Source organism: Streptococcus loxodontisalivarius (assembly GCF_016908645.1).
GTDB classification, from domain to species: domain Bacteria; phylum Bacillota; class Bacilli; order Lactobacillales; family Streptococcaceae; genus Streptococcus; species Streptococcus loxodontisalivarius.
Window position 1 is genome coordinate 1 of record NZ_JAFBEH010000052.1, and the last position, 12,495, is coordinate 12,495.

A 12,495-nucleotide genomic window follows, 5' to 3' on the forward strand; every position below is an offset into this window, starting at 1 on the left:
TCTTCTCGCTTTGAACGCAACAAAAGAGAGAACCAATTTGATTCTCTCTCGTGCTTAATTATTTAGTCAACCCACTACAGTTGACAAAGAGCCAGATTCTTATTATTATGGAATCAATGAATATTATAAAGTACTAGGAATAAGGTTTATGAATTGTCTTAAATATTTTAAAAACTAAAGGATTATGAAGTGTAATAATATATAAACTAAGAGATATGAAATTTGATAGTGATGTAAAATTTTGGAATATGAAATTTCTGAAATACTAAATTAGAATAAAAAAATGAGCTTTAGAATGGAAGTTCCTCTTCCTCAAGGACCAGGTCAGCCAAATCAGCTGAGACGGTATTTTCACGCATGGCACGCTGGGCACGACTCTCCAGCAACTGGAAGGACTAGGCTAGAACTTCTGTCACATAGTGCTTCTGACCATCCTTTTCATAGTGACGCGTACGCAACTCACCATCAAGAGAAATGAGGCTGCCCTTGCTACCATAGGACGCTAAGGTTTCAGCCAGGCGTCCCCAAACCACAACATTAACAAAATCAGCTTCGCGTTCACCGCTCTGCGATTTAAACCTACGATTGACCGCTATGGTCACGCGCGTGACAGATTTGGCGTTAGCTGTCGTCACCATCTCAGGCGTCGCCGTCAAACGTCCAATTAAAATAACTTTATTGTACATTTACTTACCTCCTCATCTATATTATTCGCAAGTGGGAGAGGAAAATAAGAAAAAATTATTTCTTTTGAACAACTATTTCCCAAGAGGCCGCACCAACCTGCTCAAATCGGGTTACAGGATAGTGATTTTCTGCAGCCCAGTTAGGAATACTTTCAGTTGCCTGAGTGCAGTCAAAGGCTATTAATAATTCGTCACCCACATTCAACTCTGCTATTTTCTTTTTTGCATCAATTAGAGGAAAAGGACAAACCTGTCCTCCAGTTTCAAGTTTTACAAGTACCATATAGTTCTCCTTTTATTTTTGAGACGGTCTTACAAAGATAAAGTAAGAAGCAGTCCAAACACCAAGTATTGTTACTGGTAGGGCTATCCAACCTTTACTAGAAATAACAGCAGTAGCTGTCAAACCATTACCAATTGTACATCCTCCTGCCCAAGAGGCACCTACACCCATCAATAGTCCTCCAATGCTACTTTTCAATAATGTTGGTACATCTGGAATACGCCATCTGAACTCACCTGCACCTTTAGCTGCAATAAAAGAACCAAGGAATATACCTAAAACTAGATAAACTCCCCAATTTAATAATCGAGCATCACCTGTTGTTATATAGGTAATCAAATTTGCTGATGGAGTTGTGATCCCCAAACCTCCAACTCGACCGGTAAACTCACTAGCTGGCCATGCAATTAAGGCAATAATACCTATGGTAAATCCTGCCCAATACTTGTGATAAGTTCTCTCAAAAAGCAAATAACGCAATCCAGAGTATCTTGGAGGAAGTTTAGCAATCTCTGTCTTAGGAGATTTTAGTTCTTTTAAGACTATCAGAATAGAAATAATAGTTAAGAGAGCAACAAAATACCAAACAGATATACCTAAACTTTTAGGAAGATTATCATTGATAACCCAATTTTGAGTTAACAACTGGTTAAGACCTTTTAGAGCGCCATATTTCATACTCGCCGCACTCAACATGTAAAAAATTAGAGCTACCCAACTCCCTATCAGTCCCTCTCCTGCCCTGTACCAAGTTCCTGTTGCACAACCCCCAGCTAGAACAATACCAATTCCAAACAAATAGGATCCAAGTAAGGTTCCTAAAACTGAATATTCTTCATAAGGATTACTAATATAGCCAAGTTTCCACAGTGATATGACACCTATACTTTCAACTGTGATAGCTATTATAAACGCATTGAATAATGTATAATTTTTGGCAATATACATATCCCTAAATCCACCTGTCATACAAAAACGTGTTCTTTGTAAAACAAATCCGAATACAATTCCAACTAAGCCACCTGATAAAATTGTTACAAGCATATCCAACCTCCCTAAAATATATTTTTTATAAGATTAGGTTAACATTTTAGAGATAACTTGCATAATTACTATTTTTTATCTCAGGCCATAAAAAATAATTATAAACAAAAAATCCAAGAACTTCTTGGATTTTCCTTTCATATCACTTAAGCTGTCCAGTGCTTGCTAGCATCAAAGCGTTCGCCAACGACAACATCGTCAGAGAGTTCAATGATTCCACGGACCTGTGGAGCATTTGGCAGTTCAAGCTCACGCGCTGAACAAAGCATTCCAAACGAATCTTCTCCACGGAGTTTTCCTGGGAAAATAAGGCTGCCGCTTGGCATCATGGCACCTGGAAGAGCTGCTACGGTCTTAAGACCTTGGGCTGCATTCGGTGCACCACAGACGATTTGAACACGTTGACCGTCATTGATCTCGACTTGGCAAATGTGTAGGTGGTCGCTATCTGGGTGGTCAACCATTTCAACAATCTCAGCCACGACAAATTTAGGGCTGTTGTCATTTTCAAGAACTTGGTCGAATCCTTCCTTAGCAAGCTCAGCGTTCAAGACAGCAAGCTGCTCATCAGTCAAAAAGACCTGTCCTTGTCCCTCAATATCAATAAGAGTTGAGACGTCAAAAATATTCCAAGCCAGTGTTTCACCTGTTTCATCAAGGTAAACACGACCAATTTTTCCCTTACGTTCAACTGAACGTTTAACATCCTTAGTATCTTGGAAGATGACCAACAAGACATCTCCGACATGCTCTTTATTGTATGCAAAAATCATTCTTCAAATCCTTTATTCTTTTATGTCAAACTTGCTAAAAAGGCGTTAATTTCTTCTTTGGTCTTGCGCAGCTTATTGACCAAACGCCCAATCTCTTTTCCGTCCTCAATCACGACCAAACTCGGAATTCCAAAAATATCCCACTGCTGAGCCAATTCCATATGCTGATCGCGATCTACCTGAACAAAAGTGAAGTCAGGATTCTCCGCTTCAATCTCAGGTAAGGCAGGGTAGATAAACTGGCAATCGCCACACCAGTCAGCTGTAAAGAGAAAGACAGTCTTCCCCTTTGCAGTCACATAGCTTACCAACTCTTCTAAACTTTGGTTTTTAATCATGGTCAACCTCCTTGGAGATGATGTCTCCCTCAAAATAGGTAAAGTCGAAGCGTCTGCCATCTTCCAGCACCACACCGCCAGTCGTCGCCTCATCAAGCTTATCATAGGCATTGACATAGACCACCTGGATAGGTCCTTTTTGTGAAAAATAGCTGCGCACCTGACGCATCATTGTCTCTTGTTCAAGAGCTTTCTCGGCATCCTTACGAGCCTTGCTCCAAGTCAATAGACCTAGACCTGCTAAACCAGACGCCAAGAGGACGAGATTTTTTCGTTTCATAACCTCTATTTTACCATAAAGCGTGCTAGAATAGTATGTAGATAATGTAAATTCTCAGAAAGGACTTTTCTATGACACTTTTCGATAAAATCAAGGAAGTTACGCAACTCCAAGCGACCTCAGGTTTTGAACAACCTGTTCGTGACCACCTTCGTCAAAAAATCACTCCCCTAGTTGACCGTGTAGAAACTGACGGACTGGGAGGTGTTTTCGGTATTCGCCAGCATCAAGATGCCAATGCTCCTAAGATTATGGTTGCTGCCCACATGGACGAAGTCGGCTTTATGATTAGCGATATCAAGCCTGACGGAACCTTCCGTGTCGTTGAACTTGGCGGCTGGAATCCTCTTGTCGTGAGTTCGCAGCGCTTCACCCTTCACACGCGCGATGGTCGTAGCTATCCCGTCATCTCAGGCTCTGTTCCTCCTCATTTTCTTCGCGGGGCAAATGGCGGAGCTAGCCTACCACAAGTCGCTGACATTGTCTTTGATGCAGGATTTGCCAGCAAGGAAGAGGCTAACAGCTTTGGTGTCTTTCCAGGTGATACCATTATCCCTGAATCAGAAACAATCCTAACAGCCAACCAAAAAAATGTCATCTCTAAAGCTTGGGATAACCGCTACGGTGTCCTCATGGTGACAGAATTACTGGAACACATCCAAAACCAAGAACTCGGACACACCCTGATTGCAGGTGCTAATGTCCAAGAAGAGGTTGGACTACGTGGTGCCCATGTCTCAACAAGTAAATTTGACCCTGAGCTCTTCTTTGCTGTTGACTGTTCACCAGCTGGTGATATTTACGGTAACCAAGGCGCTATCGGTGACGGAACCCTTATCCGCTTCTACGATCCAGGGCACATCATGTTGCCAAACATGAAAGACTTCCTCCTCACCACAGCCGAAGAAGCTGGCATCAAGTACCAGTATTATGCTGCCAAAGGAGGAACCGACGCAGGTGCTGCCCACCTCAAGAATGGCGGTGTTCCATCAACCACTATCGGAGTCTGCGCACGCTATATCCACTCCCACCAAACCCTCTACGCTATGGATGACTTCCTTGAAGCCCAAGCCTTTCTCCAAGCGATCATCAAGCGTCTGGACCGCTCAACTGTTGACTTGATCAAAAACTACTAGGAGACCTCATGAATATTGGATTTATCGGCGTTGGAAAAATGGCTAGCACTATCATCGAAGGACTGAAAAGACAAGATCATAAAATCATCATTTCAGGTTCTTCCCCAGCACGTTCTCAAGAAATCGCAGAGCAGCTCAATGTGATCGCAGCAAGCTCTCATCAAGATTTGATTGACCAGTCTGACTTGGTCATCCTTGGTATCAAACCCCAGATGTTTGACAAGGTGCTGCCCGACCTCCACTTCAAACAAGCTCTGATGAGCATGGCCGCTGGTGTGACTTTGGAGCGTCTAGCTAGTCTAACGAACTCAGATCTCCCCCTCATTCGCATCATGCCCAATCTCAATGCGCAGATTCTTAAAAGTTCTACTGCTATCTGCGCTAACGACAAGGTCTCAGATGAGCTCTTTGCCACTGCTAAGAGTATTACAGATAGTTTCGGCAGCAGCTTTCCGATTGCAGAGAAGGACTTCGATACCTTTACAGCCCTAGCAGGCTCTAGCCCAGCCTACATCTACCTCTTCATCGAGGCTATGGCAAAAGCTGGCGTTAAAAACGGTTTGACCAAGGCTCAGTCTCTTGAGATTGTCAGCCAGACAGTCCTAGCTAGCGCTGAAAATCTGCTGGCTGGAAATGACTCACCACATGACCTGATTGATAAAATTTGTAGTCCTGGCGGAACAACCATCGCTGGGCTCATGGACTTGGAGCGTACAGGATTGACACATTCTGTCAGCTCTGCTATTGACACAACCATCCAAAAAGCCAAGGAACTCTAAGTAATTTGCCACACTTTTTCCTAACATTTTATATGCAGTTTAGATATAATAAATGTATATTTTAATGATTGGAGTAATCTTATGACAAAGAAAATGACGGGAATCATTCTTGGAGCCATCCTTACTCTGGTTCTCCTAACTGGTATAGCCTTTTATGCCTACAATACTGTGGGCTACACACTATCATCTCAGGAAGCTAAGCAGATTGCCTTAGACAATGCAGGTGTCAGCGAGTCTGATATTCTTTTTAGCCAATTTGAAAAGGAACGTGAAGGCTTGACCGCAACCTATAACTTTAGCTTTCAAACAGCTAGTGCCGAATACGACTACACTATCAATGCCTCAACGGGAGACATTCTAGAACGTGATCAAGAAGCTCATAGCCTAGCAAGCTCAAGTTCATCAACTAGCAGTGATAGCAATTCAGCGGATACAAGCGCAAGTAGCGCAGCCATTTCTGCAGAAGAAGCCAAGGCTATTGCCCTCAAAGATGTTAGCCTAGATGAGTCTGGCACTCTGAACCTAACCGTCCAATACGAAATCGACGACACCGTACCCGTCTATGAAGTAGACTTCATCGATAGCAAGGCCCAAGTCGAATACGATTATAAAATCAGTGCCCAAACAGGAGAAATCATCGAACGCTCTCGTGACACTGCAAACGACTAAAACAAAAGTCTATCAGCTATAAAAAAATCAGAGATTCATATCAAGTGTGAATCTCTGATTTTAATTTCTTATCGTTCTTGTATTGTATTTCAGTAGATTATTATCCGTAATAACAAAGCTATGTCAATTATTACTTGACGTTCGCCCCTAGTTGACAAGGTATAGAGCCTAAACAAGATTTTATCTGTCAAAAAACAGGTTCCACATCTGCTTTTTAATGAGGAACAGATCATTTCTTGATAAAATTTTTAGAAACTACATTTTATCAAGACTATCTCCCTAATGAAAAAAGCAACGGCTTCAAAACCGTTGCTTAATTATTTCACTATTTGCTTCTTCATAGTGAAATAAATTCCTAGTGCAATAATTAACATAATAAAAGCATAAATCATATAAATTAAACTAATTTGAATACTGATTTTTACAAGCATACCTGAGAAAAATACAATAGAACCTGTCAAAATATCATTAAAAACTTCCATTTTCAAATATAAGCTATTAAGTTCGTGAGGTTCCATACGCTCTTGAAGATAGACACTTTGTGAAATACCTAAAATAGTCTGCCCAATTGCTAAAAAAATATAACTGATGAGGACACCTAACAAATTTGGAACTAGAGGAAAAATGACTAAATATCCTGCATATATTAGGGTTCCTAATATATATCCCTTGATAGGTGAATAGTTTGCCCATTTTTTCAAAGACAAGATTGCACTTGTTACCAAAAAAACAATAGCTAGGAATGATAAGGAGAAGGAGTATGCTTGGCTAGAAATTCCAACATTCTGCGTCAGAAAAATGACTTCATAAGCATCATAAAGCACTCCTACTGATTGTAGTAAAAGAGTGATAACTACCATATTAATAATGATTGTCTTCTTGTTTATCACTCCAAAATGTTTTTCATTCAAAGGCTCAATATCATTATCATTTTTAATAATGAGAGCATCTAATCTAAATAACATTAAAGTCGCCAATACCGTTAGCAAACTATAAATTAAAAACAACCCACCTAAATCTAAAACACTCCAAATTCCCACAATCATGGGAGCTAAAAAGTAGGAAGCAGAACCTATCATCGTATAAATACTATTAAATCGTCGTAAATTCTCTTTAGTAACAATTAAAGAAATAACTGATGATAACAAACTGTTAAAATATGTCGTTAATACTTCCGTCAACACAATAAGAGCAAAGACAAAGATACTTTCCATCCAAATGTAAATTAGAGCTAGACAGCAAGCCTTGAGAAGCTCTATGCCAATTAAAACATATTTCTTATTAGTGATCTTCACTAAAAATGTATGACCGATGTTAGCAAGTAAACCACCCATAAATTTAGCAAGCCACAATCCCAAAACATAATCAACTGAAATTTTTGAAAATATTATACTTAGTGCGATAGCATAACCATACTCAATAATCAGTGATAAAAAGCGATTTAAAAAAATTATTTTAGCATTACTGTTGAGCATCATAATCTCCTAGACTGATTCTTATTTCATTTACTAGTTGCTCTAATAAAAAATAACCTTTATCAGCTATCATAGGATTGTACTCTGTAATATCTATTGCTTTAATATTACAATTATTAATAACCGTTTTTAACAAGGTAATTAACATTCCTTCCCACATTTTAACAGATAATTATCAAAAATATCTTTCACCACAAAGTTCTCTTGAATTTCTTTACTGTAAGCGCCTAAATCTAAGTAATTTTTCTTTGTTAAGAATAAAGAATTATTGACATGACAACATAACCCACAACAATTTTTACAAGAATAGTTTAGAAAGATTGGGAATGAAATATGAATTTTATTTTCAATTCCAAAATCCTTAAATTTTATTATTTTACTCATGATATACCTCTTAACAAATATATTGTACATCAATATATTTCGACAATCATTTTATTCCCATATCTGCGTACTACTTTTTACTTGCTAAAATTTTTTCTAAATGCTCTTCATAAATCTTTGCTAGGTAGTTACTTTCTACTAATTTCATTGCTCCAATACACTTTTTCATCTCAATGATAGCTTTAGAAACTCCCTCCTTTTTATACTGATATAGATATTGTGCATACTGAAACACCAACCGCTCATAAATTTCTGTCTCCGTGAAAAAGCATTGATTTAATTGCTTTTCAAAATACAAAGCATCGATAAATTTTCCTCTCTCAACACACGTTATGTATCCGTTTAACAGCATTGATGAAATCAATCGTCTATTATTCGGAATTTCTTTGTAGAAGTCTGAACGTCTAAACATTTCTCTAGCTAAAACCATAAAAACATCATGTTTTAGCACATCTAATCTCTGAAGCAACTCTGTTACTAATTTTCAAACAATTTCTGCTATTCTTTTTCTCTTGTTCTTCCCTTAATCAGAGTTCTCTCAATTTTTTAGAACAGCGTTCTCCACTCTCAGATATTCATATTCTACTTAAGGCATTCTAATTTTATCATCTCTTCAAGCGTTTTCTTTGACTTACGTCCCATTTTAGATAGTCTCCCCTTGTTTTCTCAACAATTTTCCTTGTATTGTGCCAGCCAATTTAAGAGTATTCTGTTGCTTAGAATAGCATAGTCTAGGGATACACTTCTTTGTGAACAATCTTCCCGTAGAACTTTCTTTATCAATCCTTTTTTGGACAATTTCAATCCCATAACGATCAATCAAACTAAACATGTATGTAAGTGTAGAAGTATGTACCCCAAATTTATTTAAGAGTTGCTTTAAGCTTTTTTCATTGTTTTCTAAGTTCATAGGTCTGCACTCTATTCTCATATATCAATTTCATAATAAAACCCCGGAAGTTAGATTTTTCTATCTAACTTCCGGGGTGCAGTTCATTTTCCAATCTCTTTTGTCTTTCTAGTACATCCCCATATAGAGCAAGCTAAAGGCAACAGCTCCATACAAGACATGCAAAATTAGGTTGTAATCCAAGCGTCTTGAGTAGGCGTAGCAGCCTGAGAAAACCCAACCTAGACCCAGATACAAAATCCAAGCAACTAGGCTATCTGGTGTATGGCAGACAGCGTAGAGGATTCCTGATAGAAGGACTGACCACCAAGAGAAGGAACCAAAAACCTTATCCATAAGCAAGCCTCTGAATACAAACTCCTCCATCATCGGTAGGTAGACCATAAAGTTAAAGGCTAAGACCACTGTTGGAAAATATTGCATGAGTTCTAAAATTTCTTGACGCCCTGATGTCGTTTTTCCAGCTGGGAGAAAAATCAGAGCCAGCCATTCGAAAACGAGAACCATAAGCAGTCCTAAGACAACCAGCACCGCCATTTTCCCAAAAGAAAAGCCTCTAAAACCAATCCAAGACTGCTTGGCAGCATAGATGAGAAAGAGCAGCAAAACCAAGGCCTCAAGTCCAACAACAACCTCACTCTGCCAGAGATAGAGACCAGCTCCCACTTCTGCCAGAACATTGCTTCCGATGAAGAATCCTCCAACGATTACCCCCATGTGTAAGAGGGCTAGACCCAATACAACTAAAATAATCCCTAAAACTTTTTTCCCCATAACTTCATAAAACTCCTTTTCTAATAGTTTCTCCTCCTATCATACTATGAAGTCCTAGACAGAACAAGAGCTTTTGTACAATTTACACGAGTAACATGAGCAAACTTGCCAGAAGATTATTAAACATGTGCAGAGCAAAACTATACTCCAAGCGATTGGTCTTCCAATAGATAAAACCAAAGATAGTCGCCATACCACCATAGCTGATCCAACTTCCAAGGTCCGTCGGTGTATGGGCTAGGGTAAATAGCAGAGCTCCAAAGATAATCCCCCAAGTCGGACGGTTTTCAAAGAGTCTTCTACTAACATAACCTCGATAGATGATTTCCTCTGTAATAGGAGCCACGACAACTGCTGATAAAAAGAAGAGCCATTTTGGAATCTGAGAAAAGAGGTCAATCAAGGCCGACTGATTAAGAGATGTATCCTTGCCAGATAGAGCAAAAAAGATATTAGACAAGATATTAACTAGCATAATGGCTAAAAATCCCAAACCTACAGATTTAAACAAGGTTTTCCAAGACAGACTTTTCCAATTTCCAAAGAGTTGCCACTTTTTAGCCAGATAGATGAAAATCACGACCTCTATAATATAGGCAAGACTAATAACCAATAACTGGGGTTGACTCAATAGGAGTTGCCCCTGGTCCTTATTTAGAGTCAGATAGACTTGCATAACCACAGATGGCAAGAGATTTAGAAAAATAATTCCCAAGAAGATAGCGATACGGCTTACAATTTTCATGATAGATTTCCTTTCAGCTTATAGTTTTTTACTAAAGAACCAGTAAGATAAGAGATAAGTTCCAAAGACCAGTAAGAAGAGAGCCAATGAAAGAGGTAAGAGCTGAACATTGGGCTCTACACCAACAAGAACTGCTCCCATCATCCAACCATAGGCTGCTCCTGCAATAGCAAAGGCCATCAAACCAACATTGCGGAAACACTTATCTTGAATCAAAAGATTACGTTCATCATTTCGTATGATGAAACGATGTTTAAAGTATTTCTTGTCAAAAAGACTGCGCCCGAAAATGATAAGATAGTAAAAACTAAGCAAGAAAATGCAGGCAATCATCAAGCGACTGATTGACCAACTCATCAACTGCCACTCCCAAAAAGTCATTCCTATATTCTCCAAAAATAGGAGAAAGCAGACAAGAGTTTCAATTTTAAATTTTTCTTCTGATATTGGCTTAAACATAAGTAACACCTCTACTCCTCAAATAAAAACACGTCTTCAATTTGTCGATTAAAGAACTTAGCGATCTTATAAGCTAATTCCAAGGAGGCATTATAGCGTCCCTTCTCCAAGGAAATAATGGTCTGTCTAGTCACACCCAGCTGGTCCGCTAGCTCGGCTTGACTGATTTTCTGAGCTTTTCTCAGCTCTTGAATCCTTGTTTCCATGATTAGCTCCTTTCATTTTGTGTCAAGTTAACTTTACACAAAAAGTATAGTCTCCTTTACATATTTTATCAAGTGTATGTTACATTTTAAATCAAAAAAGCTGACCGATTACTCAGCCAACCTTTCTGGTCTTATCATATTTTGATAACAAATTAAGCTTTTAGTTTTTCCACATCACGAGCGATTACTAGCTCTTCATCTGTTGGAATAACAAGGACCTTGACCTTAGAATCAGGCGTTGAAATCTCACCCGTATAACCAAAAACATTCTTCTCTGGATCGAGTTTCATGCCAAACCAAGTCAGACCTTCGATAACATCACGACGCATGAGCCAGCCATTTTCTCCCATTCCTGCGGTGAAAACAAGGGCATCCGCACCGTTGAGAACTGCCAGGTACTGACCGATAAACTTCTTGATACGATCAATAAAGACATTGTAGGCAAGAACAGCATCCTTATCCTGTCTTTGCAAACCATCCTCAATATCACGCATATCGCTAGAAATACCTGATACACCTAGCAGACCTGATTCCTTATTGAGCATATTGACCACAGCGGCAGCATCATCAAACTCCTCAGCATGTTCAATCAGATAAGGAATAATAGCTGGATCGATATCACCAGAACGTGTTCCCATCATAGGTCCTGCAAGCGGGGTGAAGCCCATTGAGGTGTCTTTTGATTCACCGTGATAGTTGGCAGTGATTGAGACACCATTTCCAATGTGAGCCGTAATGAGTTTGAGCTCCTCCAAAGGACGTCCCAAGAGCTTGGCTGCCTCCTGAGCAACATACTGATGGCTTGTTCCGTGGGCACCGTATTTACGGACCTGATGCTCAATGTAATACTTGCGTGGAATTGGGTACAAGTAGGCATAGTCATTGAGCGTTGTATGGAAGGCTGTATCAAATACAGCTACGCTGGTAATATCTGGCAAGAGTTCCTTGAAGGCACGAATACCAGCTGCATTGGCTGGATTGTGAAGCGGTGCTAAAGCTGACAGCTCTTCAATCTTAGCCAGCACGACATCATCAATCAAGACAGAAGTTTTAAAGTCTTCTCCCCCTGCAACCACACGGTGACCTACTCCTGTGATCTCATCATAAGAAGCAATCAATTGATAAGTTATCAAGTCATCTAAAAGAATCTTAACTGCCTGAACATGGTCCTTGATATCAAGTGTTTGGCTCTCTTTTTGGTCGCCAAACTTAACTGTTGAAACAGAATCTTTCAATCCAATACGTTCAATCAGTCCCTTTGCAAGAACAGTTTCTTCTGGCATTTCATAAAGTTGCCACTTCAGACTTGAGCTACCCGCGTTAATTGCAATCGTTTTTGACATAAACTACCTCTCTGTAAACGTTTTCTTTTATAAAACTATTTTACCAAAAAATGCCCATAATTGCACTATCAATTTGATAGTTAATACTAATGATAATCAAACTAATTAAGCAATAGAAAAGAGAGTGGGACAAAAATCGGTAATTCCGAAGGAATTCGATTTTGTCAGCAAGTCTTTCTTTTAAGTTGCTGACCTGAAACAGTCTATCCCC

The 12,495-nt window shown here is 39.3% G+C and carries 15 protein-coding genes and 3 pseudogenes; 3 read left to right on the forward strand and 15 right to left on the reverse strand.

The features are described 5' to 3' along the window. Nucleotides 1-290: 290 nt before the first annotated feature. The 6 genes and pseudogenes from JOC28_RS09170 to JOC28_RS09195 form a co-directional block, all read right to left on the reverse strand. Nucleotides 291-686: pseudogene (locus JOC28_RS09170) on the reverse strand (single-stranded DNA-binding protein). A 55-nt stretch (nucleotides 687-741) separates the two neighbouring features. Beyond that, complete coding sequence (locus JOC28_RS09175) at nucleotides 742-969, reverse strand: sulfurtransferase TusA family protein (protein WP_205010393.1); 228 nt, start codon at nucleotides 967-969, stop codon at nucleotides 742-744. 12 nt (nucleotides 970-981) lie between these two features. Beyond that, nucleotides 982-2,013 carry a YeeE/YedE family protein gene (locus JOC28_RS09180; RefSeq protein ID WP_205010394.1) on the reverse strand — a complete coding sequence of 344 codons (1,032 nt, stop codon included), beginning with the start codon at nucleotides 2,011-2,013 and terminating at the stop codon, nucleotides 982-984. A gap of 146 nt (nucleotides 2,014-2,159) precedes the next feature. After that, on the reverse strand, nucleotides 2,160-2,786 hold the full coding sequence (gene ytpR, locus JOC28_RS09185; RefSeq protein WP_205010395.1) for a YtpR family tRNA-binding protein: 627 nt from the start codon (nucleotides 2,784-2,786) through the stop codon (nucleotides 2,160-2,162). 20 nt (nucleotides 2,787-2,806) lie between these two features. Continuing rightward, nucleotides 2,807-3,124: a thioredoxin family protein gene (locus JOC28_RS09190; protein ID WP_205010396.1), complete on the reverse strand. Its 318-nt coding sequence runs from the start codon at nucleotides 3,122-3,124 to the stop codon at nucleotides 2,807-2,809. Beyond that, a complete protein-coding gene (locus JOC28_RS09195; RefSeq protein WP_205010397.1) occupies nucleotides 3,117-3,404 on the reverse strand; it encodes a DUF4651 domain-containing protein in 288 nt (95 codons plus the stop codon). Before JOC28_RS09195 ends, JOC28_RS09190 begins: the two co-directional genes overlap by 8 nt. 71 nt (nucleotides 3,405-3,475) lie before the next feature. Here JOC28_RS09195 and pepA point away from each other — a divergent pair, with 71 nt between their 5' ends. The 3 genes from pepA to JOC28_RS09210 all read left to right on the forward strand — a co-directional run bounded on the left by pepA (nucleotide 3,476) and on the right by JOC28_RS09210 (nucleotide 5,988). After that, nucleotides 3,476-4,540 carry a glutamyl aminopeptidase gene (pepA, locus tag JOC28_RS09200; protein WP_205010398.1) on the forward strand — a complete coding sequence of 355 codons (1,065 nt, stop codon included), beginning with the start codon at nucleotides 3,476-3,478 and terminating at the stop codon, nucleotides 4,538-4,540. Between the two features lie 8 nt (nucleotides 4,541-4,548). After that, nucleotides 4,549-5,319, forward strand: coding sequence for a pyrroline-5-carboxylate reductase (gene proC / locus JOC28_RS09205; RefSeq protein WP_205010399.1), 771 nt, complete (start codon nucleotides 4,549-4,551; stop codon nucleotides 5,317-5,319). Nucleotides 5,320-5,400: 81 nt separating this feature from the next. Beyond that, a complete protein-coding gene (locus tag JOC28_RS09210; protein ID WP_205010400.1) occupies nucleotides 5,401-5,988 on the forward strand; it encodes a PepSY domain-containing protein in 588 nt (195 codons plus the stop codon). Between the two features lie 317 nt (nucleotides 5,989-6,305). Here the strand turns inward: JOC28_RS09210 and JOC28_RS09215 are convergent, their stop codons facing one another. From JOC28_RS09215 to JOC28_RS09250, 9 genes and pseudogenes are all read right to left on the reverse strand, one after another. Next, entirely contained in the window at nucleotides 6,306-7,466 is a 1,161-nt protein-coding gene (locus tag JOC28_RS09215) for an MFS transporter (RefSeq protein ID WP_239548946.1), read from the reverse strand. 138 nt (nucleotides 7,467-7,604) lie between these two features. Beyond that, nucleotides 7,605-7,847 carry a hypothetical protein gene (locus JOC28_RS09220; protein ID WP_205010401.1) on the reverse strand — a complete coding sequence of 81 codons (243 nt, stop codon included), beginning with the start codon at nucleotides 7,845-7,847 and terminating at the stop codon, nucleotides 7,605-7,607. A gap of 70 nt (nucleotides 7,848-7,917) precedes the next feature. Further along, nucleotides 7,918-8,304: pseudogene (locus JOC28_RS09225) on the reverse strand (Rgg family transcriptional regulator); the annotation flags it as partial. Between the two features lie 47 nt (nucleotides 8,305-8,351). Next, a pseudogene (locus JOC28_RS10980) lies at nucleotides 8,352-8,791 on the reverse strand (IS3 family transposase); the annotation flags it as partial. A gap of 74 nt (nucleotides 8,792-8,865) precedes the next feature. Beyond that, entirely contained in the window at nucleotides 8,866-9,531 is a 666-nt protein-coding gene (locus JOC28_RS09230) for a CPBP family intramembrane glutamic endopeptidase (protein WP_205010402.1), read from the reverse strand. 82 nt (nucleotides 9,532-9,613) lie between these two features. After that, nucleotides 9,614-10,276 carry a CPBP family intramembrane glutamic endopeptidase gene (locus JOC28_RS09235; protein ID WP_205010403.1) on the reverse strand — a complete coding sequence of 221 codons (663 nt, stop codon included), beginning with the start codon at nucleotides 10,274-10,276 and terminating at the stop codon, nucleotides 9,614-9,616. An 18-nt stretch (nucleotides 10,277-10,294) separates the two neighbouring features. Further along, nucleotides 10,295-10,657, reverse strand: a complete 363-nt coding sequence (locus tag JOC28_RS09240) for a hypothetical protein (RefSeq protein WP_205010404.1) — start codon at nucleotides 10,655-10,657, stop codon at nucleotides 10,295-10,297. Nucleotides 10,658-10,746: 89 nt separating this feature from the next. Further along, nucleotides 10,747-10,941 carry a helix-turn-helix transcriptional regulator gene (locus JOC28_RS09245; protein ID WP_205010405.1) on the reverse strand — a complete coding sequence of 65 codons (195 nt, stop codon included), beginning with the start codon at nucleotides 10,939-10,941 and terminating at the stop codon, nucleotides 10,747-10,749. 152 nt (nucleotides 10,942-11,093) lie between these two features. Beyond that, complete coding sequence (locus tag JOC28_RS09250; protein ID WP_205010406.1) at nucleotides 11,094-12,284, reverse strand: acetate kinase; 1,191 nt, start codon at nucleotides 12,282-12,284, stop codon at nucleotides 11,094-11,096. Between the last annotated feature and the right edge of the window lie 211 nt (nucleotides 12,285-12,495).